This is a genomic window from Paracoccus aeridis, assembly GCF_004923205.2.
GTDB classification, from domain to species: Bacteria; Pseudomonadota; Alphaproteobacteria; order Rhodobacterales; family Rhodobacteraceae; genus Paracoccus; species Paracoccus aeridis.
Genome location: NZ_SELD02000066.1, coordinates 175,704 through 199,882 on the forward strand (window position 1 = coordinate 175,704; position 24,179 = coordinate 199,882).

Annotated in this window: 25 protein-coding genes; 14 read left to right on the forward strand and 11 right to left on the reverse strand. The window is 71.1% G+C overall.

What is annotated here, in order from left to right:
• Positions 1–18 precede the first annotated feature (18 nt).
• The gene (locus ELI80_RS15625; RefSeq protein ID WP_136653226.1) at positions 19–636 is read right to left on the reverse strand and encodes a cytochrome b; all 618 of its coding nucleotides are present in this window, start codon (positions 634–636) and stop codon (positions 19–21) included.
• Between the two features lie 177 nt (positions 637–813).
• On the opposite strand from ELI80_RS15625, the gene ELI80_RS15630 reads away from it, so the two are divergent.
• From ELI80_RS15630 to ELI80_RS15650, 5 genes are all read left to right on the forward strand, one after another.
• Entirely contained in the window at positions 814–2,484 is a 1,671-nt protein-coding gene (locus tag ELI80_RS15630; RefSeq protein WP_136653227.1) for an alkaline phosphatase, read from the forward strand.
• Between the two features lie 90 nt (positions 2,485–2,574).
• Positions 2,575–3,012, forward strand: coding sequence for a hypothetical protein (locus tag ELI80_RS15635; protein WP_136653228.1), 438 nt, complete (start codon positions 2,575–2,577; stop codon positions 3,010–3,012).
• Positions 2,999–3,688: an ABC transporter ATP-binding protein gene (locus ELI80_RS15640; protein ID WP_136653229.1), complete on the forward strand. Its 690-nt coding sequence runs from the start codon at positions 2,999–3,001 to the stop codon at positions 3,686–3,688. Before ELI80_RS15635 ends, ELI80_RS15640 begins: the two co-directional genes overlap by 14 nt.
• Positions 3,681–5,033, forward strand: coding sequence for an ABC transporter permease family protein (locus ELI80_RS15645; protein WP_136653230.1), 1,353 nt, complete (start codon positions 3,681–3,683; stop codon positions 5,031–5,033). Before ELI80_RS15640 ends, ELI80_RS15645 begins: the two co-directional genes overlap by 8 nt.
• A gap of 124 nt (positions 5,034–5,157) precedes the next feature.
• A complete protein-coding gene (locus ELI80_RS15650; RefSeq protein WP_236641536.1) occupies positions 5,158–6,270 on the forward strand; it encodes an AbrB family transcriptional regulator in 1,113 nt (370 codons plus the stop codon).
• On the opposite strand, the gene ELI80_RS15655 is transcribed toward ELI80_RS15650, so the two are convergent.
• The 8 genes from ELI80_RS15655 to epmA form a co-directional block, all read right to left on the reverse strand.
• Entirely contained in the window at positions 6,267–7,250 is a 984-nt protein-coding gene (locus ELI80_RS15655; RefSeq protein WP_136653231.1) for a serine hydrolase domain-containing protein, read from the reverse strand. The two genes, ELI80_RS15650 and ELI80_RS15655, sit on opposite strands and share 4 nt — an antisense overlap.
• Before the next feature lie 62 nt (positions 7,251–7,312).
• On the reverse strand, positions 7,313–7,978 hold the full coding sequence (locus ELI80_RS15660) for an RluA family pseudouridine synthase (protein ID WP_136653232.1): 666 nt from the start codon (positions 7,976–7,978) through the stop codon (positions 7,313–7,315).
• Positions 7,975–8,601 (reverse strand): LysE family translocator, encoded by a 627-nt coding sequence (locus tag ELI80_RS15665; protein ID WP_136653233.1) that lies wholly within the window; start codon positions 8,599–8,601, stop codon positions 7,975–7,977. The genes ELI80_RS15660 and ELI80_RS15665 overlap by 4 nt, the downstream gene beginning before the upstream one ends.
• Complete coding sequence (locus ELI80_RS15670) at positions 8,598–9,008, reverse strand: GFA family protein (RefSeq protein ID WP_136653234.1); 411 nt, start codon at positions 9,006–9,008, stop codon at positions 8,598–8,600. Before ELI80_RS15670 ends, ELI80_RS15665 begins: the two co-directional genes overlap by 4 nt.
• Positions 9,005–9,379, reverse strand: a complete 375-nt coding sequence (locus ELI80_RS15675; protein WP_136653235.1) for a GFA family protein — start codon at positions 9,377–9,379, stop codon at positions 9,005–9,007. The genes ELI80_RS15670 and ELI80_RS15675 overlap by 4 nt, the downstream gene beginning before the upstream one ends.
• The gene (locus ELI80_RS15680) at positions 9,376–9,771 is read right to left on the reverse strand and encodes a GFA family protein (RefSeq protein WP_136653236.1); all 396 of its coding nucleotides are present in this window, start codon (positions 9,769–9,771) and stop codon (positions 9,376–9,378) included. Before ELI80_RS15680 ends, ELI80_RS15675 begins: the two co-directional genes overlap by 4 nt.
• Positions 9,752–10,204 carry a free L-methionine (R)-S-oxide reductase MsrC gene (locus tag ELI80_RS15685; RefSeq protein ID WP_136653237.1) on the reverse strand — a complete coding sequence of 151 codons (453 nt, stop codon included), beginning with the start codon at positions 10,202–10,204 and terminating at the stop codon, positions 9,752–9,754. Before ELI80_RS15685 ends, ELI80_RS15680 begins: the two co-directional genes overlap by 20 nt.
• A 25-nt stretch (positions 10,205–10,229) precedes the next feature.
• Positions 10,230–11,279 (reverse strand): EF-P lysine aminoacylase EpmA, encoded by a 1,050-nt coding sequence (gene epmA, locus ELI80_RS15690; RefSeq protein ID WP_136653238.1) that lies wholly within the window; start codon positions 11,277–11,279, stop codon positions 10,230–10,232.
• Between the two features lie 76 nt (positions 11,280–11,355).
• On the opposite strand from epmA, the gene efp reads away from it, so the two are divergent.
• Complete coding sequence (gene efp, locus ELI80_RS15695; protein WP_136653239.1) at positions 11,356–11,922, forward strand: elongation factor P; 567 nt, start codon at positions 11,356–11,358, stop codon at positions 11,920–11,922.
• 274 nt (positions 11,923–12,196) lie between these two features.
• On the opposite strand, the gene selD is transcribed toward efp, so the two are convergent.
• Positions 12,197–13,240, reverse strand: coding sequence for a selenide, water dikinase SelD (gene selD / locus ELI80_RS15700; protein WP_136653240.1), 1,044 nt, complete (start codon positions 13,238–13,240; stop codon positions 12,197–12,199).
• Positions 13,241–13,355: 115 nt separating this feature from the next.
• Between selD and ELI80_RS15705 the strand changes: the two genes are divergently transcribed.
• Positions 13,356–14,192 (forward strand): tryptophan 2,3-dioxygenase, encoded by an 837-nt coding sequence (locus tag ELI80_RS15705; protein ID WP_136653241.1) that lies wholly within the window; start codon positions 13,356–13,358, stop codon positions 14,190–14,192.
• Between the two features lie 46 nt (positions 14,193–14,238).
• On the opposite strand, the gene ELI80_RS15710 is transcribed toward ELI80_RS15705, so the two are convergent.
• Positions 14,239–14,994, reverse strand: a complete 756-nt coding sequence (locus ELI80_RS15710; protein WP_136653242.1) for a DUF2243 domain-containing protein — start codon at positions 14,992–14,994, stop codon at positions 14,239–14,241.
• Between the two features lie 165 nt (positions 14,995–15,159).
• Here ELI80_RS15710 and ELI80_RS16730 point away from each other — a divergent pair, with 165 nt between their 5' ends.
• From ELI80_RS16730 to selB, 7 genes are read left to right on the forward strand one after another with little or no spacing between them, the layout of a single operon-like run.
• Entirely contained in the window at positions 15,160–15,756 is a 597-nt protein-coding gene (locus tag ELI80_RS16730; RefSeq protein WP_201740672.1) for a twin-arginine translocation signal domain-containing protein, read from the forward strand.
• A gap of 12 nt (positions 15,757–15,768) precedes the next feature.
• A complete protein-coding gene (fdnG, locus tag ELI80_RS15715) occupies positions 15,769–18,240 on the forward strand; it encodes a formate dehydrogenase-N subunit alpha (RefSeq protein WP_500048780.1) in 2,472 nt (823 codons plus the stop codon).
• Positions 18,237–19,244: a formate dehydrogenase subunit beta gene (gene fdxH, locus ELI80_RS15720; RefSeq protein WP_136653244.1), complete on the forward strand. Its 1,008-nt coding sequence runs from the start codon at positions 18,237–18,239 to the stop codon at positions 19,242–19,244. Before fdnG ends, fdxH begins: the two co-directional genes overlap by 4 nt.
• Positions 19,244–19,930 carry a formate dehydrogenase subunit gamma gene (locus tag ELI80_RS15725; protein ID WP_136653245.1) on the forward strand — a complete coding sequence of 229 codons (687 nt, stop codon included), beginning with the start codon at positions 19,244–19,246 and terminating at the stop codon, positions 19,928–19,930. Before fdxH ends, ELI80_RS15725 begins: the two co-directional genes overlap by 1 nt.
• A 43-nt stretch (positions 19,931–19,973) precedes the next feature.
• Positions 19,974–20,891, forward strand: a complete 918-nt coding sequence (fdhE, locus tag ELI80_RS15730) for a formate dehydrogenase accessory protein FdhE (protein ID WP_136653246.1) — start codon at positions 19,974–19,976, stop codon at positions 20,889–20,891.
• Positions 20,891–22,252, forward strand: a complete 1,362-nt coding sequence (gene selA / locus ELI80_RS15735; protein ID WP_136653247.1) for an L-seryl-tRNA(Sec) selenium transferase — start codon at positions 20,891–20,893, stop codon at positions 22,250–22,252. Before fdhE ends, selA begins: the two co-directional genes overlap by 1 nt.
• Positions 22,249–24,165 (forward strand): selenocysteine-specific translation elongation factor, encoded by a 1,917-nt coding sequence (gene selB / locus ELI80_RS15740; protein WP_136653248.1) that lies wholly within the window; start codon positions 22,249–22,251, stop codon positions 24,163–24,165. Before selA ends, selB begins: the two co-directional genes overlap by 4 nt.
• Positions 24,166–24,179 lie beyond the last annotated feature (14 nt).

Genomic DNA, 24,179 nt, shown 5'->3' on the forward strand with positions numbered 1-24,179 from the left:
TGGACGCGCGGCGCCGGCTCAGCGCGTGGGTGCGGCGTCCGCAGCCTTGCTGCGGCGTGCGGGCGGACGGCCCGGGCGCCCCGCCATGCGGGCAAGCGTCCCGTCGCGCCACATGCTTTCGTGGACGCCGACCATGACGACATGGCCCAGCACCAGCGTCGCCAGCACCCAGCCCAGCTCTCCGTGCAGCAGGCCGCCGAGCTGCACCATCCACGCGACCGGCGGGTCCTGCGCGGGGAAGATCGTGAAGCCGAACGGCGCGAATGCGCGGTCGTTGCCATAGGCGCGCAGCAGCCCGACGGCTGCCACGGAGAACATCACCGCATAGAGAAGCGCGTGCCCGAGGCTCGCCGCGCGGCCAGTGAAGTGGCGGCCGTGCCGGGGCCGGTTGCGAAGGTTGGACAGCGCCCAGGCGATCCGGGCGACGATCAGGACGAACAGCACCGTCCCGACCGCCTGATGCCAGCCGGCGACGACGTCGACGAAGGGCTGGCGGCCGAAGATCTTGCGAAGGCCCATGCCCAGAAGCTGCCACAGGACCAGCCCGGCCACGGTCCAGTGAAGGAACCGCGTCACCACGCCATAGACCTGCGGGGTGTCGCGGAGCGGCAATGTGGCGGGCACCTCGGACCTCATGTCAGCGTCTTTCCTTTTCCGGGCGAACGTTGGCGATCCGGGCCCGGGCGTCAACGCGGGCCGCGGTCACGTTGCGCAACGTATCCGTGACCTGTGACCGTCACACGATCGCCACGAGGTCGTCACGCGAGCGAAATGATCGCCCGCTAAGGCGGCTGCGAGCAACAGGAGCCAGCCATGAAGACGTTTCTTCTTTCCACCGTGCTGACGGCGCTTGCCACGGCGTCGTTCGCCCAGGACCTGCCGCAGGCCGACAACGAATGGTTCAAGGCCGGGCAGGCGAGGGTCGAGGAACTGATGGCCGTCCAGCCGAACACCGGCCGGGCGAAGAACGTGATCCTGTTCACCGCCGACGGCAACGGCGTGGGCACGAACTACGCGATCCGCCTGTTCTCGGGCCAGCAGGCGGGCGGGCTGGGCGACGACTACGTCCAGCCGTCGGAAACCTTCCCCCATTCGGCGCTGGTCAAGACCTACTCGGCCAACGGCCAGACCCCGGATTCCGCGCCGACCGCCAGCGCCATGAACACCGGCGTGAAGACCAAGAACGACATCATCAACATGCCTGACAGCGTCGCCGTGGGCGACTGCGAGGCGGGGCTGCAGAACGGCCTGACCACCTTCGCCGAGATCGTGTCCGGCATGGGCAAGTCGGTCGGGGTCATCTCGACCGCGCGCATCACCCACGCGACCCCCGCCGCCGTCTATGCCCGGAGCGTCGACCGCGACTGGGAAAACAGCGCCGAGATCCCGGAAGGCTGCGCCCAGAAGGACATCGCCGCCCAGCTGATCGACCAGATGAAGGCCGGCGTGATCGACGTGGCGCTGGGGGGCGGCCGCTCGCAGTTCCTGCCCGAGGGGACCGAGGACGCCGAAGGCAAGAAGGGCCTTCGCGACGACGGCCGCAACCTGGTCGAGGAAGCGCAGGCCGCAGGCTTCGCCTTCGCCCAGGACGAGGACAGCTTCAAGGCGCTGACCTGGGGCAACAACCAGCCGGTGCTGGGCCTGTTCGAAGGCTCGCACATGAAGTACGAGGCCGACCGCACCGGCGAGCCGTCGCTGGCCGAGATGACCGAGGCCGCGATCAGGTCCTTGTCGCAGAACGAGCAGGGCTTCTACCTCAACATCGAGGGCGGGCGGGTCGACCACGCCAACCACGACGGCAACGTCAAGCGCGCGCTGGTGGACGGCAAGGCGTTCCAGGACGCGATCGCCAGGGCGGCGGAGCTGACGGACGCGCAGGACACGCTGATCATCGTCACCGCCGACCACGAGCACGCGATCGCCTTCAACGGCTATTGCGGCCGCGGCACCCCGATCGAGGGGCTGTGCTACAAGGTGAACGAGGCCGGGGTCGAGCACCTGGACGAACTTGAAACCGCCGCGGACGGCAAGCCCTACAGCGTCGTGGGCTTCCTGAACGGCGTGGGGTCCGTGCTGGTCGAGCAGGCCACGCCCGAGCTTGCGGCGACCGACTCGGCCGCGACCTCGGCATCGACGGACGTGACGGCGCCGGAACCCGCCCCGGCGATGGACGCGGTGGCGCAGGCGGCCGACGCCGCGGCCCCCGGCGCGACGCCCGCGGACGTGGCGGCCGAAGCGGCCGAAGCGGCGGCGCAACCCGCGCAGCCGGTCTATGCCGCGCCCGAGGGCCGGGCCACGCTGACCCAGGAAGAAGCGACCGACATCGACTTCGTCCAGCAGGCGCTGATCCCGATGTCGTCGGAAACCCACTCGGGCGAGGATGTCGCGGTGTTCGCGCGCGGCCCCTGGTCGCACCTCTTCGACGGGCTGATCGAGCAGAACGTGATCTTCCACGTGATGAACAAGGCCGTCACCGCGGAGTAGGCGGCCGGCACGACATGACAGGCGGGGCGGACCACCCGGTCCGCCCTGTCCCATTGGGGCCGTGTACCCGCAGGAAGAAAGGCCGCCGCCATGAACCGCCGCACGCTGATCCGGGCGCTTACCCTCGCCGCCGCCACCGCGCCGCTGACGCGGCGTCCCGCCTTCGCCGAAGGCGGCCCCATCAGGATGCGCGACCTCTACAACAAGGACCTGTCGTTCTCGGAACTCGCGCTGGCCAACGAGGGCCAGCGCATCGACGTGGCGGGCTTCATGGCGCCGCCCCTGAAGGCGGAATCGACGTTCTTCGTGCTGACCAAGAAGCCGATGGCCGTGTGCCCGTTCTGCGAGCCGGGGATGCCCTGGCCCGACGACATCCTCGCGATCTATGCCCGCCGCGTGGTGGACGTGATCGGCTTCAACATCCCCATCGTGACGCAGGGCCGGCTGGAGCTCGGCGATTACGTCGACCCCGAGCTGGGCTTCGCGTCCAGGGTGCGGCTGGTGGATGCGACCTATGCCCGCGCCTGAGACGGCGGCGCCGGACCTGGCCGTCGCCGGCCTGCGGGTCGAGGCGGGCGGGCGCACCATCCTCGACATTCCCGCGCTGACGGTGCCGGCGGGCGCGATGCTGGTCCTGCGCGGCGCGTCGGGGGCGGGCAAGTCCACGGCGCTGAACGTGCTGTCGGGGAACCTTGCCGCCAGCGCCGGGCAGGTCCGCTGGGGCGGCACCGACATCGCCGGGCTGTCCCCTGCGGGACGGAGGCGGTTCCGGCGCGAGAGGCTGGGGCTGATCTTCCAGGACTACCGCCTGTTCGCGGAGCTGGGCGCGCTCGACAACGCGGCGCTGGCCGCCGCATGGATGCCGCGCGCGCGCCGGCCCGCGCTGCGCGCGGCAGCGGTCGCGGCGCTCGACCGGCTTGGCCTCGGCGCGGCGGCGGACCGGCGCGTCGCGGTGATGTCGGGGGGCGAGCGGCAGCGGGTCGCCATGGCGCGCGCCCTCGCGACCGCGCCATCGGCGATCCTTGCGGACGAGCCGACCGCCAGCCTCGACCGCGCGAACGCCGACCGGCTTGCGGACGACCTGGCCGCGCTCGCCGGCCCGCGCACGGTGGTCGTCGTCAGCCACGACCCCGCCGTGCAGGCCCGCGCGTCCCGCGTGATCACGCTTGCGGACGGCCGCATCGTGGAGGACAGCGATGCCTGAGCTTTCGCCCTTCGCCGAGGACGCGCTGCTCGCCTGCGCGCTGGTCCTGCCGGGCCTGATCTGCGGCGCGGTCGTCCTGCGCGGCTACCGGCCCTGGCCGGTGATCGCCGCGATGCTGCGCCGGTCCGCGGGCACGGCGCTTCTGTTCACGGCGCTGATCGCGGTGGCCCTGGCGCTGGGGCTGGTCCTCACCGCGCAGGAACGCGGCCTGCGCCAGGCCTCCGCCCGCGCTGCCGACCCGTTCGACGTGCTCGTCGCCGCGCCGGGCAGCGAGACGACGGCGATGCTGGCGTCGGTGTTCCTGCAGCCGGCGGACCTGCCGCTGCTGACCGGCGCGCAGTTTGCCGAGATCGCGGCGACCCCGGGGGTCGCGATGGCCGCCCCGCTCGGCTTCGGCGACAGCGCCGACGGCGCCCCTGTCGTCGGCACCACGGCGGAGTTCGTGGCCCATCTCGCCGGTCCGCCCGCCGAGGGCCGCCCCTTCGCCGCGCGGGCCGAGGCGGTCGTCGGCGCCCTTGCCCCCTTCGCCATTGGCGACGAGATCGAGCCCGCCCACGGCACGGGCGAGGCGGCGGACGAACACGCCCATGCGGGCCACCATCTGCATGTCGTGGGCCGCCTTGCGCCGACGGGGGGACCGTGGGACCGCGCCGTGGTCGTGCCGATCGAGACGCTGTGGGACATGCACGGCCTGCCCGACGGGCACCCGCTGGCCGAGGCCGACCACCACGACCACGACCACGACCACGACCACGACCACGACCACGACCACGAAGCCCGTCCCATCGGCCCGCCCTGGGACACAAGCTCGTTTCCCGGCGTGCCCGCGGTCGCGATCGACACCGACCAGCTTGCCGCCGCCTACGGCGTCCGCTCGGCCCTGTCGCGGCCCGACATGATGGCGGTCTTCCCCGGCGCGGTGCTGTCGCAACTGCACGCCGTCCTCGGCGACGCGCGCGCGGCGCTGTCCGTGATGGCGCTGGCGAGCCAGGGGCTGGTCACCGTGGCGGTGCTGGCGGGGCTCACGCTCGTCATGGCGCTGTTCGCGGACCAGTTCGCGCTGCTGGGGGCCATGGGTGCGCCGATGCGGTTCATCCTGGCGGTGTCGTGGGGGTTCGCGGCGATCCTGATCGTGGCGGGCGCGGCTCTCGGCGTCGGGCTGGCGCTGGCGGGGATGGGGGTCGCTTCGGAAATCCTGTCGCGGCGGATGGGGATCGACATCCGCGCCGCCCTCGGCTGGCCCGAGGTCCACATGGTCGCGGGCTTCGCCTCGCTGATGCTGCTGGCCGCGATGATCCCCGCATGGCGGCAGATGCGGGGGCAGCGGCGGACGGGGATCGCCTGACGCGGGATCGCCTGACGCGGGACGGGGCGGAGTCGCGCGGGGTTCGGCGGGGCCCGGCGGGCATTGCCGCCGGACCGCCGACGTGCTTGACCGGGCCGCATGCCGCTGACCACGGAAAGCCCCCGTGACCCTCGCCCCCCGCCTGACCGATCCCCGCCCCACCGCCCCCCGCCCCGCCGGCCCCCGCCTCGCCGCCCCCCGCCTTGCCGCCCTTGCGCTTGCCGCCATCGGCACGCTGGTCTTCCACCTGGCCGGACTGCCGCTGCCGTTCCTGCTGGGTCCGATGGCGGGTTGCCTCGTGGGGGCGTTCGCGGGCGCGCGGATGCGCGACATGGGGGCGCTCGGCACCTTCATGCGGACCTTCCTCGGCGTCGCGGCGGGCACCGCGGTCACGCCCGCCATGGTCTCTCACCTTCCCGACTTCGCGCTGTCGCTGGCCTTCGTGCCGGTGTTCGTCCTGCTGATCGGCGCCGCGGGCTATCCGCTGTTCCGCCACGTCTTCGGCTTCGACCACGCGACCGCGTGGTTCGGGGCGATGCCCGGCGGGCTGCAGGACATGCTGGTGTTCGGAGAAGAAGCCGGCGGCGACATCCGGGCGCTGTCGCTGATCCACGCCTCGCGGGTTCTCGTGATCGTCACGGTCGCGCCGCTGGTGATGTCGATGCTGTGGAACGTGGACCTGTCGTTGCCCCCGGGCGCGAGCGCGCGCGACACCGACTCGGTGCAGATCGCGCTGATGGTCGGCTCGTGCTTTCTCGGCTGGCGGATCGCGGCGCGGATCGGGCTTTTCGGGGCGACGATCCTCGGCCCGATGATCCTGACCGCGATCCTGTCGCTGTCGGGAATCATCACCGCGCGCCCGCCGGCCGAGATCATCTGGGCGGCGCAGTTCTTCATCGGGATCGCGGTCGGCGCGAAATACAGCGGCATCACCCTGCGGGAACTCCGCGTGGACGTGGGCGCGGGGGTCGTCTACGCGCTGATCCTCTCGGTGATCTCGCTCGGGTTCCTCGAGGTGATCCACCTGCTGCGGCTCGCCCCGGCGCTCGACGCGTTCCTCGCGTTCCTGCCGGGCGGGCAGTCGGAGATGGTGGTCATGGCGATCATCGCCGGGGCGGACCTCGCCTATGTCGTGGCCCACCATCTCGTGCGGATGGTGCTGGTGATCTCGCTTGCGCCGGTCGCGGGCAGGCTGGCGCAGCGAAGGCGGCGCCCGCAGGCGGACGACGACCTCTAGCCGAGGTCGCGCGCGATCTCGTCCACAAGGCGGCGGAGATCGCCGAAATGCCCCTCGCCCCTTGCCGGACGGGTCGGGTCCGAGGTGATGGCGATGCTCGCCCCGAGCGCCGGGATCACCGCCAGCATCTGCCCGCCATAGCCGCGCGCATAGGCCGCGTCGTGGCCGCCGAGGCGGGTCAGGAACCAGCCGTAGCCGTACCGGTCGCCGGAAAACGGCGAACGCGCCCGCGGCTGCCACGAGGTGCGGAGCCACGCCTCGCTGACCACCCGGCGGCCGTTCGCCTGCCCGCCCGCGAGCACCATGTCGCCGATCCGCGCGAGCGCCAGCGGGCTCAACGCCATGTCGTTGCCGCCGAGATAGCGCCCCTGCGGGTCGCGCACCCACGGCGGCACGGCGATGTCCAGCGGCTCGCCCAGCCAGTCGCGCGCGAGGGTCAGCAGGCTCTCGCCGCTCGCCCGCGCCAACGCCGCGCCGAGGACGTGCCAGCCGCCGGTGGAATAGATGAACGACCCGCCCGGCTGCCCCGAGGGGTGCTGCAGGACGTAGTCCACCCAGTCGCGGCTGTTCACCCAGGCGCCGTAGTTCGGCCCCGACGTGCTGGCGAGGCCGGTCTGCATCGACAGCAGGTTCCCGACCGTCAGCCGGTCGCGCGCGTCCCCGAAACCCGCCCGGCCCAGAAGCGGAAGCACCCGCTGGTCCGGTCCCTCGAGCACGCCCCGGTCGATCGCGACGCCGGTCAGCAGCGCCAGAAGCGTCTTGCTGACGGACTTCACGTTCACCGGCCGGTCGAGCGCGGGGCCGCGGAACGCACGACCGAACGCACGGGCCCCGCCCCTGTTCACGACGAGCGCGTGCAACTGGTCCAGCCCCGCGGCCGTTGCGACCCACGCGGGCTGCGCCTGTGCCCGCGCGCCGGGCGGCACCAGGGCGGCGGCTGCGGCCAGCATCATCCGGCGGCGGGTGAGTCGTTCAGGCATGGCTGGTCCCCGTGTGAAAGGGGATGACTACAGCACCCGCGCGGGGCCTTGGGCAACGCCGGTCAGAAGGGAACCGGGGCCGACAACGTCATCGTGACATTGCTGTCGGGATGGCGCAGCCGCAGCGTCTCGGCGTGCAGCATCAGCCGGGGATGGTCGGCCGCCGCCCCTTCGGCGTACAGGCTGTCGCCCAGGATCGGGTGGCCGAGCGAGGCCATATGGACGCGCAGCTGGTGGCTGCGGCCCGTGACCGGGTTCAGGCGGACGCGGGTTTCCGCATCGTCGGCGCGGATCACCCGCCAGTCGGTCCGGGCGGGGCGGCCATGCTCGTGATCGACCTTCTGGCGCGGGCGGTTCGGCCAGTCCACGATCAGCGGCAGGTCCACGGTGCCCGACTTCGGCTCCAGCCGGCCCGACAGGCGCGCGACATAGGCCTTTTTCGTCTGCCGCCGCTCGAACTGCTGGCCGAGGTGGCGCTGCGCGTGGGGCGTGAGGGCGAAGACCATCACGCCCGAGGTGTCGAGGTCCAGCCGATGCACCAGCAGCACGGTCGGAAACGTGACCGCAAGCCGCGCGATCAGGCAGTCGGCCCGGTCCTCTCCCCTGCCCGGCACGGACAGGAGCCCCGCGGGCTTGTCCACGACCAGGATCTGGTCGTCGGCGTGGATCAGGCGGGGCTGCTCGCTGGTCGGGACATAGACGAACGGGGCGGGTGCGGCTTGCGTCACTTCGCGACCAGCCGCACCGCGAGACCCGCGAACATCACGCCCGCGACCTTGTTGAGGATGCCGAGATGCCGCCCCAGCATGTGGCCGAGGCTGCCCGCGACCACCCCGTAGCCGATCGTCACCAGCGTTCCGGTGAAGGCGAAGATCAGGCCGAGGCCCAGGAACTGCTGCCAGACCGGCCCGTAGGCGGGGTTCGTGAACTGCGGCAGGAACGCCAGAAGGAACAGCACCGGCTTGGGGTTGAGGAGGTTCGACAATATCCCGCGCCGGACGATGTTCCACGTCCGCACGGACGCGCGGGCGGACGGCTCGGGCGGCGGCGCGGTCCAGCTTTTCCAGGCGAGAAACAGCAGGTACGCCGCGCCGATCCACTTGATGCCCATCAGCGCCTGCGGGTGCGCGGCGATCACTGCGCCAAGCCCCACGGTCGCGAGGATGACGTGGCAGACGACCCCCAGCCCCACCCCGAAGCCTGCGAGCGCGCCCGCGCGCGGGCCGCCCTGCACCCCGCAGGCGCTGGCGAAGAACACGTCCTGCCCGGGCGCGAAGTTCAGGACCAGCCCGCCGGTGACGAAGGCCAGCAGCTGCGCCGCCGGAATGTTGCCCAATGTATCCCAGATCACGCCGCCGGTCCCTCGGTCCGCTGCGGCACGCCGTCCGCGATCGCGTAGTAGTCGCCCTTGAAGTCCACCCGCGCATGGCACGACAGCCTCAACCCGGTGGGCGCGTCGAGCGCGCCGCCGGAAACCTCGACGTCATCCTCGACCGCGTGGCCATCCCGGACCCCGCGCCAGAACAGGGACGACCCGCATTCCGCGCAGAACCCCCGCTCGCCGATGCCGGAGGAACGGTACCAGCGCAGCGCCCGTTCATCCTCGATCCTGAGCGCGGTTACGCCGGCCGCCGCCCAGACATGGCCCGACCAGCGCCGGCACATGGTGCAATGGCAGGCGACGATGCCGTCGTCGTCCGCTTCGGCGGTAAAGCGCACCGCGCCGCACAGGCAGCCGCCGGTCAGGGATACCGTCATTCCGCCGCGCTCCACGGGCTTACGTCGTAATAGTCGCCCTTGTTGCCGGTGAAGGACGGCGGTCCAAGATGCAGCCCGGTCGGCGCGTCGAACATTCCCGCCGACAGGTCCACCATGTCGGACGACCGCTCGCGCCAGTACAGGTAGGACCCGCACCCGGCGCAGAAGCCCCGGTCGGCCTTTTCCGTGTGCCGGTAGATCGCGGGCGCGCCCTGCCAGTCCACCGCGTCCCATGGCACCGTCAGGAACGCCAAGACATGCCCCGACTGCCGGCGGCACTGGGTGCAGTGACACTCCCGCGCCTCGGTCGCGCCGGTCCGGACCCGCAGCTTCACCGCCCCGCACATGCAGGCGCCGGAAAGCTCCCTCACGCGCTGTCCTCCTGCGGCAGGCCGTCGGCGATGTCGTAGTAGTCGCCCTTGAAGTCGACGTAGATGTGCCGCTCCAGTTGCAGGCCGGTGGGCTCGTCGACCGTCCCCATCCCAATCGAGACGTGGCGCGCCCCGTCCTCGCGCCAGAACAGCGAGGTTCCGCAGCTCGGGCAGAAGCCGCGCTCCGCGTGGTCGGAGGAGCGGAACCACTTGGGCGCGCCGGTGAGGCTCAGCGCCTCCTTCGGGACCATGACAGACGCCCAGACATGCCCCGACCAGCTGCGGCACTGCCCGCAGTGGCAGGCAGAGTTGCCGAGCGTCTCGGCCCCGGCGGAATAGCGGATCGCGCCGCATAGGCAGCCGCCGGTCAGGTCAGAGCTTTCCGAAGACATCGTGCAGGATCCCTTCCAGCGCCGCCGAGTCGGCGGCCGTGAAAGCGTCGGGCAGGTCGCTGTCGATGTCCAGAACGCCGATCAGCCGCCCGCCCGCGCCGAGGACCGGGATCACCAGTTCGGACCGGGTGGAACTCGCGCAGGCGATGTGGCCGGGGAAGGCGTCCACGTCGGGGACGAGCTGCGTCTGCCGCGTGCGCGCCGCCGCCCCGCAGACCCCGCGCGAGAACGGGATCACGAGACAGCCGTGCCCGCCCTGGTAGGGGCCGATCTTCAGGAGCTCGGGCCCGGTCACGCGGTAGAAGCCGGTCCAGTCGAAGCGGTCGTCGGCATGGTGGATTTCGCAGGCAAGGGTCGCCATCAGCGCGACCTCGTCCGTTTCCCCGTGGGTGAGCGAGGCGATGCTGGCGGCAAGGGCGGGGTAGTCGATCATGTCGGGCTCCGGGCGTGTCAGGGGTTCAGGGAACGGGCGTCCACATCACGTCGTCGATCCGCGGGGCGCCGGTCGCGAGCATCACGAGTCGGTCGAAGCCCAGCGCGATGCCGGATGCGGGCGGCATGTGGGCGAGGGCCGCAAGGAAATCCTCGTCCACCGGGTAGCGCTCGCCGTAGACGCGGTGCTTTTCGTCCATCTCGGCGGCGAAGCGGGTGCGCTGCTCGTCCGGGTCGGTCAGCTCGCCGAAGCCGTTCGCGAGCTCGACCCCGCAGGCGTAAAGCTCGAACCGCTCGGCCACGCGGGGGTCGTCGGGGGCGCGGCGGGCGAGCGCCGCCTCGGGCGCGGGGTAGCGGTCCAGCACGGTCGGACGGCCGTGGCCGAGATGCGGCTCAACCCGTTCAACGAGGACGCGGCTGAGAAGGTCGGACCAGGTGTCGTCGGCGGAATGGCGGACGCCCGACGCGGTCATCTGCGCGGCGAGGCCGTCGCGATCGGTGCCGCCGTCGGCCCTGACGGTCGCCAGCAGGTCGATCCCGGCGTGGCGGGCAAAGGCGTCGGCGACGGACAGGCGCTCGGGCGGCGCGAAGGGGTCGCAGGTGGCCGCGCGATGGCGCAGCAGGGTCGCGCCCGCCGCGTCGGCCGCAAGGCGCAGGAAGGCGGCGCAGTCGTCGACCAGGACGTCGTAGCCCTCGCCCGCCCGGTACCATTCAAGCATCGTGAACTCGGGGCTGTGGCGCGGCCCCCGCTCGCGGTTGCGCCAGACGTGGGAAAAGGCGGCGATCCGGGTTTCTCCTGCCGCGAGCAGCTTCTTCATCGCGAACTCGGGCGAGGTGTGCAGGTACATCCGCCGCGCCGCGCCGTCATTGCCGATCGCGTCGGTGGCGAAGCCGTGCAGATGCGCCTCGTTACCAGGGCTGACCGCCAGGGCTGCGGGGTCCACCTCGGTGAAGCCGTTGTCGTCCAGCCAGCGCCGGATCGCCGCCTGCGTGCGGTTGCGCGCCAGCAGCAGCGGACGGCGGTCGGCGTGGCGGCGGGGGTTCCACCAGGGCGTTTCCGTGGCCGGTCTGGTCATGGCTGGCGAAATCCGATGCGTTGCGCTAAGGACCGCGCGATATTCCACACATCCCCAGATCGCAAGAAAGACGCCCGTGAAAGTCATCGCTTCCAGCCTTCGCAAAGGCAACGTCGTCGAGCTGGACGGCAAGCTGTATGTCGTCCTGACCGCCCAGAACTTCCACCCCGGCAAGGGCACGCCCGTGACGCAGGTGGACATGCGCCGGATCGCCGACGGCGTGAAGGTGTCGGAACGCTGGCGCACGACCGAGCAGGTGGAGCGCGCGCATGTCGACGAACGCGCCTACGACTTCCTCTACGAGGACGGCGAGGGCTTCCACTTCATGGAGCCGGAAAGCTACGAGCAGGTCGTCGCCCCCGCCGACATGGTGGGCGACCAGAAGGCCTATCTGCAGGAAGGCATGCGCCTGTTCCTGCAGGTCTTCAACGGCGTGCCGATCGCGATGACCCTGCCGCAGCGGATCACGGTCGAGATCACCGAGACCGAGCCGGTGGTGAAGGGCCAGACGGCGTCGTCGTCCTACAAGCCGGCGACGGTCGACAACGGCCTGCGCGTGATGGTGCCGCCGCATATCGGCGTGGGCACGCGGATCGTCATCAACACCGAGGACAACAGCTACGTCGAGCGCGCGAAGGACTGATCCTTCGCCCCTTGGCGGCCGCCTCGGCCTTGCGGGCGCGTCCGTGTTCCCTGCGCCGTTCTTCGGGCGGGGGAGCGGATGCAGTCGGAGAATCAGCCTCCGGCGGGAGCGCGGCCGTTGTGCCGAATGACACGGCACGAGGCCTTTCCGGGCGGTCCGATAATGCAAGCACCCCGATGGGACGGGCCTGCCCGGGCGGGCGCGTTCCGGTCCGCTTAGGCAGACCGGGGTGATCGCCGGCCGGGGTGTCGATCAGCGCCGCCGGGGGCGCCCGTCAGACCACGGTGACGCCGCTGCCGTCCTCTACCGTCCCGATGATCGCGGCCAGCGGGTAGCCCGCCTCGCGGATGCGGCTGACCCAGGCGTCCGCCGCCTCTGGCGCCACCGCCACCAGCAGCCCGCCCGAGGTCTGCGGATCGCAGAGCAGCGCGCGCAGCCAGTCCGGGCAGCCCTGGGGCAGCGTCACGTCGTGCCCGTAGGCGGCCCAGTTCCGATGCGAGGCGCCGGTGACGAAGCCCGCCTGCGCAAGCTCGTCCGCGCGGGACAGGCGCGGCAGCGCCGCCGCCTCGATCACCAGCCGCGCGCCCGAGCCCCGCGCGACCTCCAGCCCGTGGCCCAGGATTCCGAAGCCCGTCACGTCGGTGATCGCGTGGACGGCCGGGTCGTCGGCCAGGTCGGCCCCGATCCGGTTCAGGAGCGTCGTGGACGCGATCATCTCGTCGATCCCGGCCTGGTCCAGCGCCCCCTTCTTGATCGCCGATGAATAATGCCCGACGCCCAGCCCCTTGGTCAGGATCAGCGCATCGCCCACCCGCGCGTCCGCATTGCGGCGCAGCTTCGACGGGTGGACCAGCCCGATCACGGCAAGGCCGTAGATCGGTTCGACCGAGTCGATCGAATGGCCGCCCGCAACCGGGATCCCCGCCTCGGCGCAGATCGACTGCCCGCCCTGCAGGATCTGCCGGATCGTCTCGGCCGGAAGGCGGTCCACCGGCATGCCCAGGATCGCCAGCGCCAGGATCGGGCGCCCGCCCATCGCGTAGATGTCGGAAATCGCGTTCGCGCCTGCGATGCGGCCGAAGGCGTGGGGGTCGTCCACCATCGGCATGAAGAAGTCGGTCGTCGCGATCACGGCGGTCTGGTCGTCGACCTGCCACACGGCGGCGTCGTCGGCGGTCTCGTTGCCCACGAGAAGCTGCGGGAACATCTGCCCGGCGGGCTGCCCCGCCAGCAGGTCGCGCAGCACGGCGGGGGCGAGCTTGCAGCCGCAGCCGCCGCCGTGGGCAAGCTGGGACAGGCGGATCGTGAGGTCGGTCATGGCGGTCATCCTGCAGTTCGTTGCCCCGAGTCTAGCATGCGGCGGCGGCCTTGCCAGCCGGGGCGGTCCGCGCTGTATGCTTGGGGCAGATCCCGGAACGAAGCGGAGCCTCGCCATGACCGACCCCGCCCCTTCCAACCCGCCGGGCCACCACGACGCGCAGATGTCGTTCGAGGGCCGGATGAGCTACGGCGACTACCTGTCGCTCGATCCCGTCCTGTCGGCGCAGCACCCGCGGTCGGCGGCGCATGACGAGATGCTGTTCATCATCCAGCACCAGACCAGCGAGCTGTGGATGAAGCTCGCGCTGCACGAGCTTTCCGCCGCGCGCGAGGCCATCGCCGCCGGGGCCCTTCGTCCGGCCTTCAAGATGCTGACCCGCGTCGCGCGGATCATGGAGCAGCTGAACGGCTCGTGGGACGTGCTGCGGACGATGACGCCGAGCGAGTACCAGCAGTTCCGCCCGTTCCTCGGCGAAAGCTCGGGCTTCCAGAGCCACCAGTACCGGATGATCGAGTTCGTCGCCGGCAACCGCAACCCGGAGCTGATCCGCCCGCACGAACACCGCCCCGAACTCGCCGCCTCGCTGCGGGCCGAGATGGGGCGGCCGTCGCTCTACGCGGTCGTGCTGGGGCGGCTCGCGGCCGAAGGCTTCGACGTGGCGGCGCCGCAGGACGTTTCGGCGCCGACCGCGCCCGATCCGGCGGCGCGGGCGGCGTGGGGCGCGATCTACGCCGATCCGGAGCGGTGGTGGGGGCTTTACGAGCTGGGCGAGAAGCTGGTCGATTTCGAGGACTACTTCCGCCGCTGGCGCTTCAACCATGTCACGACCGTGGAACGCATCATCGGCTTCAAGCGCGGCACCGGCGGCACGGCGGGGGTGTCGTATCTCAGGCGGATGCTGGACACGGTGCTGTTCCCGGACCTCTGGGACCTGCGCAGCGGGTTGTAGCCGCGCCGGGGCCGCCGGGGGGGATCAGGCGCAGGTCAGGCGCAGGTCAGGCGCGGGTCCACGCGATGCACCCGGCGGGCGTTCCCGCGCCGCCCACCAGCAATGCGCCGTGGCGGTAGAAGCCCCACCGGTCGGCCGGATCGACGGCGACCACGATCACGGCTCCGGCCGGGTCCGACCAGACGAGGCGCGCGTCCTGCGCGCCCAGCGCCGCAAACACCTGCGCCGGGGCGATGCCCGGGCGGAACACGACGGTGGTGAACGGCTGGCCCGGCGCGGGGCGCAGCGACCAGGCGGCGGCGGCAAGGGTCAGGGCCGTCAGCGCCAGCATCGCAGCCGTCCGCGCGGGCAGCCGCGGGGTGCCTCCGCCCCGGCCCGCCTGCCAGCCGAGCACGATGGGCACCACGCCGAACACGACGAACCAGACCAGGTCCCAGGCCAGCGGGTTCGGGCTGTCCACCTTGATCCGGTGGATGCCCAGGAGCCAGTGCGACAGGATGCTGTCGAGGACGTGCCACAGCCCGAACCCGACCAGCAGCGCCCCCGCCAGCGCCCAGCCCTCGGGCAGGGCGCCGCGCCGGTGCGCGGACCACAGGCCCCACAGCGCGGCCGCGGCGATCAGGTACATCAGCGCGTGGAAATAGCCGTCCCACAGAACCTGAGTCCGCAGGTCGCCCATCCCGGCCACGAGGCTCAGCAGGTGGTGCCATTGCAGAATCTGGTGCAGCAGGATGCCGTCGAAGAACCCGCCGAGCGCCACGCCCAGCAGGATCCCCCACCATGTCGATGCCGCGGTCCGCATGGCAGGCCCCCTTCCGCATGAGGTGCCACTCGCCACGGCACCACGTGACGCAACGCCACCGCCGGCCCCTTGTTCCTCACCGGACCTGATGCGTTGACACTCGGCCGTTTCGGGCCGAAGGATGAAGTTACCTATCTAGACGACAGGCAAAGGACGGAGGATCGGATGAACATCGACCTCTCACGGCGCGGCTTCCTGAAGCTGGCGGGTGCGGGTGTCGCGGCAACGTCGCTGGGAGCCCTGGGCTTCGGCGAGGCGGAGGCGGCGGAGCTCGCGCATGTGCGCGCCTTCAAGCTGGCCGCCACCACGGAAGCGCGCAACACCTGCCCCTACTGCTCGGTCGCCTGCGGCATCATCATGTATTCCCGCGTGGACGACGCAACCGGCAAGAAGCGCATCTTCCACATCGAAGGCGACGCCGACCACCCGACCAACCGCGGCACCCTGTGCCCGAAGGGCGCGGCGCTGAAGGATTTCGTCAACGCCCCGACCCGCCTGACCCAGCCCCGCATCCGCAAGCCGGGCGGGACCGAGTTCGAGCCGGTCAGCTGGGACGATGCGCTCGACAGGATCGCCCGCGCGCTGAAGGACGACCGCGACGCAAACTTCCTGTCGCTGAACGAGGCGGGCGTGCCGGTCAACCGCTGGACGACGACGGGCTTCCTTGCCGCGTCGGCCACCACCAACGAAACGGCCTGGCTGACCTACAAGGTCGTCCGGTCCATGGGAGTAGTCGCGTTCGACAACCAGGCGCGCGTCTGACACGGCCCCACGGTGTCCAGTTTGGGCCCGACATTTGGCCGTGGAGCGATGACCAACTCCTGGACCGACATCAAGAACACCGACCTCGTGGTCGTCATGGGCGGCAACGCCGCCGAAGCGCATCCGTGCGGCTTCAAGTGGGTGACCGAGGCGAAGCATCATCGCGGCGCCAAGCTGATCGTCGTGGACCCCCGGTTCACGCGCACGGCGAGCGTGTCCGACTATTACGCGCCGATCCGCCCCGGCAGCGACATCGTGTTCCTGATGGCGCTGATCCGCTACATGATCGAAAACGACAAGGTGCAGTGGGACTATGTCCGCAACTACACCAACGCCGCGTACATCGTGCGCGACGACTTCGGCTGGAATGACGGGCTGTTCACCGGCTACAACGAGGAAAAGCGCGACTACGACAAGAAAAGCTGGGACTACGTGATCGGCGAGGACGGCTTCGCGGCGGTCGACCCGACGCTGGAAAACCCGCGCTGCGTGTGGCAGCTGCTGCGCGCCCACGTGGACGCCTACACGCCCGAGATGGTGGAACGCGTCTGCGGCACGCCCGCCGACCGCTTCCTGAAGGTCGCCGAGATGATCGGGGAGTGTTCTTCGCCCACGAAGACCATGACCTCGATGTACGCGCTCGGCTGGACGCAGCATTCCAAGGGCGCTCAGAACATCCGCGGCATGGCGATGCTGCAGCTGATCCTGGGCAACATCGGGGTGCGGGGCGGCGGCATGAACGCGCTGCGGGGCCATTCCAACATCCAGGGCCTGACCGACATCGGGCTGATGTCGAACCTGATCCCCGGCTACCTCAACATCCCGACCGAACAGGAACCCGACTGGGCGTCCTACATGAAGACGCGGGCGTTCAAGCCGCTGCGGCCCGGGCAGACGAGCTACTGGCAGAACTATCCCAAGTTCATGGTCAGCTTCATGAAGGCGATGTGGGGCGACGCGGCAACGGCGGAAAACGACTGGGCCTACCACTACCTGCCCAAGCTCGACGTGCCGGCCTACGACGTGCTGCGCATCTTCGAGATGATGGACCAGGGGCGCTGCAACATCTACTTCTGCCAGGGCTTCAACGGGCTTCTGGCCTTCCCCGACCGGGGCAAGGTCACGCGGGCGCTGTCGAAGCTGAAGCTGCTCGTCACGATCGACCCGCTGGAGACGGAAACGTCGCGGTTCTGGGAAAACCACGGCGACCACAACGACGTGGACACCCCCGCGATCCAGACCGAGGTGATCCAGCTGCCCTCGTCCTGCTTTGCCGAGGACGAAGGCGCGCTCGTGAACTCGGGCCGCTGGCTGCAGTGGCACTGGCCGGGGGCCGAGCCCCCGGGCGAGGCGAAGCTGGACACCTGGATCATGGCCCAGGTGTTCCTGCGGGTGCGCGACCTCTACCTGAAGGAAGGGGGCGTGTTCCCGGACCCGATCGTCAACCTGACGTGGGATTATGCCGACGCGAACGAGCCCACGCCCGAAGAGCTGGCGAAGGAAATGAACGGCCGCGCGCTGAGCGACCTTTCAGACCCCGCCGACCCGTCGAAGACGCTGGTGCAGGCGGGTCAGCAGGTGCTGAACTTCAGCCAGCTGCGCGACGACGGATCCACGGCCTGCGCGTGCTGGATCTATTCCGGCTCGTGGAACGAGAACGGCAACAACATGGCGCGGCGGGACAACTCCGATCCCGACAGCACCGGCGCCTATGCGAACTGGACGTGGAGCTGGCCGCTCAACCGGCGCATCCTCTACAACCGGGCGTCGTCGGACCTGGACGGCAATCCGTGGGACGACAGCCGCCGCCTGGTCTGGTGGGACGGCGCGAAGTGGACGGGCTACGACGTGCCCGACATCTCGCCCACCGCGAAGCCGGGCGAGGTCGGGCCGTTCATCATGAACCAGGAGGGCGTGTCGCGCCTGTTCTCGCGCGGGCTGATGCGGGACGGGCCGTTCCCGACCCACATGGAGCCGTTCGAAAGCCCGATGGCCAACGTGTTCAACCCGGCCATGCGCGGGAACCCGGTGGCGCGCGTCTTCGAATCCGACGTGGCGCGGCTGGGCGACAGCACCGAGTTCCCGTTCGTCGCCACCAGCTACCGCCTGACCGAGCATTTCCACTACTGGACCAAGCACAACGTGGTGAACGCCTCGTTGCAGCCCGAGTTCTTCGTGGAGATCAGCGAACAGCTGGCTGCCGAAAGGGGCATCGCCAAGGGCAGCCGGGTGCGGGTCTGGTCCAAGCGCGGCGAAGTCTGGGCCAAGGCGCTGGTCACCAAGCGCATCAAGCCGCTGATCTGCGACGGCAAGCCCGTCCACGTCGTCGGCATCCCCCTGCACTGGGGTTTTGTCGGCGCCGCGAAGAAGGGCTGGGGGCCGAACAGCCTCACGCCGTTCATCGGTGACGCGAACGTGGAAACGCCCGAGTTCAAGGCGTTCCTCGTCAATATCGAACCCGCCGTGGGGGAGGCCGTCTCGTGACCATCGCAACCAACGTGGACAGCCCCCGCACCGCCACCGCGAACCCGCCCGTGCAGCCGGTCCAGGGCAACCTGGGCCAGGCCGCGGTGGTGCGGTCCTCGGCCGGCGGGCCGGTGGCCGAAAACCCGACCGCGCTGACGCCGGTGGCCAAGCTCATCGACGTCAGCAAGTGCATCGGCTGCAAGGCGTGCCAGTCGGCGTGCGTCGAATGGAACGACACCCATCCCGAGATCGGGGTGAACGTGGGCGTCTACGAGAACCCGCACGACCTCACGCCCGACATGTTCACGCTGATGCGGTTCGCCGAATACGACAACCCGGAAACGGGCGACTTCGAATGGCTGATCCGCAAGGACGGATGCATGCACTGTGCCGATCCGGGCTGCCTGACGGCCTGCCCGGCCCCCGGCGCGATCGTGCAGTATTCCAACGGCATCGTGGACTTCATCCACGAGAACTGCATCGGCTGCGGGTACTGCGTCAGCGGCTGCCCGTTCGACATCCCGCGCATCAGCCAGGTCGATCACCGGTCCTACAAGTGCACGCTGTGTTCCGACCGCGTGGCCGTGGGCCAGGGTCCGGCCTGCGCCAAGGCCTGCCCCACCCACGCGATCACCTTCGGCACCAAGGACGACATGACCGCCCTTGCCGCCGAGCGGGTCGAGGACCTGAAGTCGCGCGGCTACGACAACGCCGGGCTGTACGACCCGCAGGGCGTCGGCGGGACGCACGTGATGTACGTCCTTCACCACGCCGACAAGCCCGGCATCTACAACGACCTGCCCGAGGATCCGCAGATCGCGGGCGTGGTCAAGAGCTGGAAGGGCCCGACCAAGACCGCGGGGCTGGCCGCGATCGGGCTTGCCGCGATCGGCAGCGTGGCGATGGGGCTGTTCAGCCGCGTCTCGGTCGAGCCCGAGGATGAACGCCACGCCGAGGATCTGGTGGACCGCGCCGCCGCGATCCCGGGCGGCGAGGGAAGCGGCGAAGGAAAGGACGCCTGATGGCAGGACGACGCTACTCCGAACCGGGCGACCGCATCCTCAGCCGCGACCCGGTGTCGGTCCGTCGCTACGGCGGGTTCACCCGGCTGAACCACTGGTTCACCGCGACCACGCTGATCCTGCTGGGGCTGTCGGGCTTCGCGCTGTTCGACCCGTCGCTCTACTGGTTGTCGGCGCTGTTCGGCGGCGGCCAGCCGACGCGCTGGGTCCATCCGTTCATCGGCATCGCCCTGTTCATCAGCTTCATGATCCTGTTCGTGCAGCTGGTGCGCCACAACCTGTTCCGGCGCGAGGACGCGGTCTGGGCGCGCAACATCAGGTCCGTGGTCAAGGGCGACGAGGACAAGCTGCCCGAGCTCGGCAAGTACAACTTCGGCCAGAAGTTCGTGTTCTGGGCGATGTTCTGGCTGATCGTGGTCCTGATCGTGACGGGGTTCATGATCTGGTACCAGTTCTTCCCCGACATCGTCTCGGTGGAAACCCGGCGGATCGCGCTGATGGTCCATTCGGTCTCGGCCGTGCTCACGATCCTCACGCTGATCCTGCACGTCTTCGCCGCGATCTGGACCCGCGGCACCCTGTCGGCGATGACCCAGGGCACCGTGACCGGCGGCTGGGCCTTCCGCCACCACCGCAAATGGTTCCGGGAGCTTGCTGGACGCCAGCGCACCGATCCGGCAGAGTGACCCCCTGCGGCCGTGACGAACCGATGACGCCGCGCGAGGGAACATGACGCAGGTCGCAGAACCCGATCCCGGCATGATCGGCGGCGTTCCCACGCCGCCGCTTGCCATCCTGCCCCGCCCCGAGCGGCTGTTCGGCCAGCGCGCGGCGCGCTTCGACGTGCTGGCCGAAGGGTCGAACCTCGGCCCCTACCTGCGTTTTCTCGCGGACCTGGCACGGGTGCAGGCGCGGCTTGCCGCCGACCTGCCCGCGCCGACGCCGGTGCCTTCGGACCGCGTGGCGCTGGCCCGCGCATCGCGCATGCCGCCGATCGACCGGCATGATGCGGGCGCAGAGCCGCTTCTGGACGACACCCTGTCCGCGCTGTGCCGCGAGGCGGCCGGGATCGAAATGCCCGCCGCCGCCCGCCTTGCGCTGGACGCAGTGGCGGCGGCCACGCCCGACGACCGTCGCTGGCTCCTGGGCAACGTGCTGGACGACGCGATCCCCGTCGACAGCCCCGCGCCGCACCTGTTTGCCGCCGCCGCCGTGCAGGTCCATCTTGCGCGGATCGCGGCCACGCTCGACGCCAGGCAGCTGGTTCCGATCCGCACCGGCGTCTGCCCGGCGTGCGGCGGCCGCCCGGCATCCTCTGTCGTGACCGGCGTCCAGGGGGCCGAGGGCACGCGCTACGCGGCCTGTTCCTGCTGCCAGACGCTGTGGAACGAGGTGCGGGTCAAGTGCCTCTGCTGCGGGTCCACCAAGGGGATCGGCCTGCAGTCGGTCGATGACGGCACCGGCGAGGCGACGGTGCGGGCCGAGACCTGCGACGAATGCGGCTCGTGGGTGAAGCAGATGCTGCAGACGAAGAACCCGGCGCTCGACCCGGTGGCGGACGATGTGGGCACGCTCGGCCTCGACGCGCTGATGCGCGGGGGGACGTGGCGGCGCGGCGGCGTGAACCCGTTCCTGATCGGCTACTGATGGGGTCCTTGCGCGACCTGCCGTCCGTGGACCGGCTGCTCGCCGGCGCGGCGCGCGGGCTGGTGGACCATCATGGCCGCGCGGCCGCGACGGACGCGCTGCGGGCGGCGCTGGCGGGCGCGCGCGACGCCGCCCGCGCCGGCGCCGCGGTCCCGGACGCCGATGCGCTGGTCGCGGATGCGGCCTCGCGCCTGGACACGGGCGGCGGCGGCCTGCGCCCGGTCCTGAACCTGACCGGGACGGTCCTGCACACCAATCTGGGCCGCGCGCTGCTGGCCGAAGCCGCGATCGAGGCCGCCGTCGACGCCATGCGGCATCCGGCGGCGCTGGAATACGACCTGTCCACCGGCAGCCGCGGCGAGCGCGACGACCATGTCCGCGACCTCCTGTGCGAACTGACCGGGGCCGAGGCCGCGACCGTCGTCAACAACAACGCGGCCGCCGTGCTGCTGGTCCTGAACGCGCTGGCCGAGGGGCGCGAGGCGATCGTGTCGCGCGGCGAACTGGTGGAAATCGGCGGCGCCTTCCGCATCCCCGACATCATGGCCCGCGCCGGTGTCCGGCTGGTCGAGGTCGGAACGACCAACCGCACCCACCCGCGCGACTACCGGGACGCGGTGTCCGAGCGCACCGCGCTGATGATGAAGGTGCATCCGTCGAACTACCGGATCGAGGGCTTCACCGCCGCCGTCCCCGCAGCCGACCTGGCGGGGATCGCGGGTGCGGCGGGGGTGCCGCTGGTCAACGACCTCGGCTCGGGCACGCTGGTGGACCTGACGCGCTGGGGCCTTCCGGCCGAACCCACGGTGCGGCAGGCGGTGGCCGAGGGTGCGGACCTCGTGACCTTCTCGGGCGACAAGCTTCTGGGCGGGCCGCAGGCGGGCTTCATCGTGGGCCGCGCGGACCTGGTCGGGCGCATCAACCGCAACCCGCTGAAGCGTGCGCTGCGGCTGGACAAGATCCGCCTTGCGGCGGTCGCGGCGACGCTGCGGCTCTACCGTGATCCCGACCGGCTGGCAGAGCGGCTGCCCACGCTGCGGCTGCTGACCCGCACGCGCGACGACATCGCCGCGCAGGCCGCGCGGCTGGTGGCGCCCGTCCGGGCGATGCTGTCCGGCATCCGGGTCGAAGTCGTCGCGTGCGCGAGCCAGATCGGATCCGGCGCGATGCCGGTCGAGGCGCTGCCTTCCGCCGGGCTCGCCCTGTCGGGCGACCGGGGATCGGTGCCCGAGGATCTCGCCGCGCGCCTGCGCGCCCTGCCCGTCCCCGTGATCGGCCGCATCCGCGACGGCGCGCTGATCCTCGACCTGCGCTGCCTGCCGGGCGACGGGGCGCTGCTGGGCAGCCTGTCGCACCTATGATCGTCGGAACGGCGGGTCACATCGACCACGGCAAGACCGCGCTCGTCCGCGCGCTGACCGGCGTGGACACCGACCGGCTCGCGGCCGAAAAGGCGCGCGGCATCACCATCGAGCTGGGCTTCGCCTATGCCGACCTGGGCGGCGGCGCGGTGACCGGCTTCGTGGACGTGCCGGGGCACGAACGCTTCGTCCACACGATGCTGGCGGGCGCGGGCGGCGTCGACCTGGCGCTGCTGGTCGTCGCCGCGGACGACGGGGTGATGCCGCAGACGCGTGAGCATCTGGCAATCCTGCATCTGCTGGGGATCACGCGCGGGATCGTCGCGATGACCAAGGCCGACCTCGCCGGGCCCGGGCGGCGGGCAGAGGTCGAGGACCAGATCAGCGACCTGCTCGCGCCGACGGCACTGGCCGCGGCGCCGGTGATCCCGGTATCGGTCGTGTCCGGCGAAGGGCTGGACGGGCTGCGCGCCGCGCTGGTCGCCGCCGAGGCCGCGACGGGCGCGCGCGGCCTGGACCGGCGCTTCCGCATGGCGATCGACCGCAGCTTCACGCTGAAGGGCACGGGCACGGTCGTGACCGGGACCGTGCAGTCGGGCCGGGTGGCCGTGGGGGACATGGTGACGATCTCTCCCCCGGGGCTCGGGGCGCGGGTGCGGGGGATCCACGCGCAGAACCGCGCGGCAGAGGAAGGGCTGGCCGGGCAGCGCTGCGCGATCAACCTTGCAGGCGGCGGGATCAACCCGGACAGCGTCGGAAGGGGCGACGTGGCGGGTGATCCGGCCCTACACGCGCCGACCGACCGGATCGACGCGATGCTGCACGTCCTGGGGACCGAGCCGAAGCCGATCACCACATGGTTTCCCGCCCGCCTGCACGTGGGCGCGGCCGAGGCAGGGGCGCGGATCGTGCCGCTGGGCGAAAGCCTGCGACCGGGCGGGTCCGGGCCGGTTCAGCTGGTGCTGGACCGGCCGATCGCGGCAACGGTGGGCGAACGCTTCATCCTGCGCGACGTCTCGGCCCGGCGCACCATCGGCGGCGGCACCTTCCGCGACCTGCGCGCCCCCGCCCGCCACCGCCGCACGCCCGCGCGGCTGCAGGTGATCGCGGCGCAGGGCCTGGCCAACGACGACGAGGCGCTGGCCGCGCTTCTCGCCATCCCGCCGGGTCTGGTCGACCTGGCCGCGTTCGCCCGCGACCGCGCGCTGCCTGCAGAGACCGAGGACGCGCTGGCCGGCGGCGTCGCGACGATCGACACCGGCGCGGGCAGGCTCGCGCTGCTTCCGGGCACGCTGCGCGACCTTGAAGCGGCGCTGACCTCCACGCTGGGCGCATTCCATGCCGAAAACCCGGAGCTTCAGGGCATGGGCCGCGAGCGGCTGCGGCTCGCGCTGACGCCGCGCCTGCCGAAGGCGGGCTTTGCCGCATTCCTGGGCACGCAAGTTCTCGCAGGCGCCGTGGTGGTGGAAGGGGGCTTCGTGCGGCTTCCGGGCCATGCCGTCCGGATGACGCCCGCCGAGCAGGCGCTGCTGGACCGGATCCTTCCGCAGCTCGGCGGCGACGACCGCTTCCGCCCGCCCCGCGTCCGCGACTTCGCGACCGCGATGGAGGTGCCCGAGGCCGAGGTCCGCCGGGTCCTGCGGATGGCCGCGCGGCGGGGGCAGCTCGACCAGATCCGGCCCGACCACTTCTTCCTGCGCGACACCACGGCCGAGATGGCCCGAATCATCGCCGAGGTTCAGGCCGCCGCCCCGGATGGCTGGGTCACCGCCGCCGCGTTCCGCGACCGGGTCATGAACGGGCGCAAGGTCGCGATCGAGATCCTCGACTTCTTCGACCGCCAGGGGGTAACAATGCGACGGGCCGACCTGCGCCGCATCAACCCCCACCGGGCGGACATGTTCGCGGACTGACCGCCCCGAGGTGC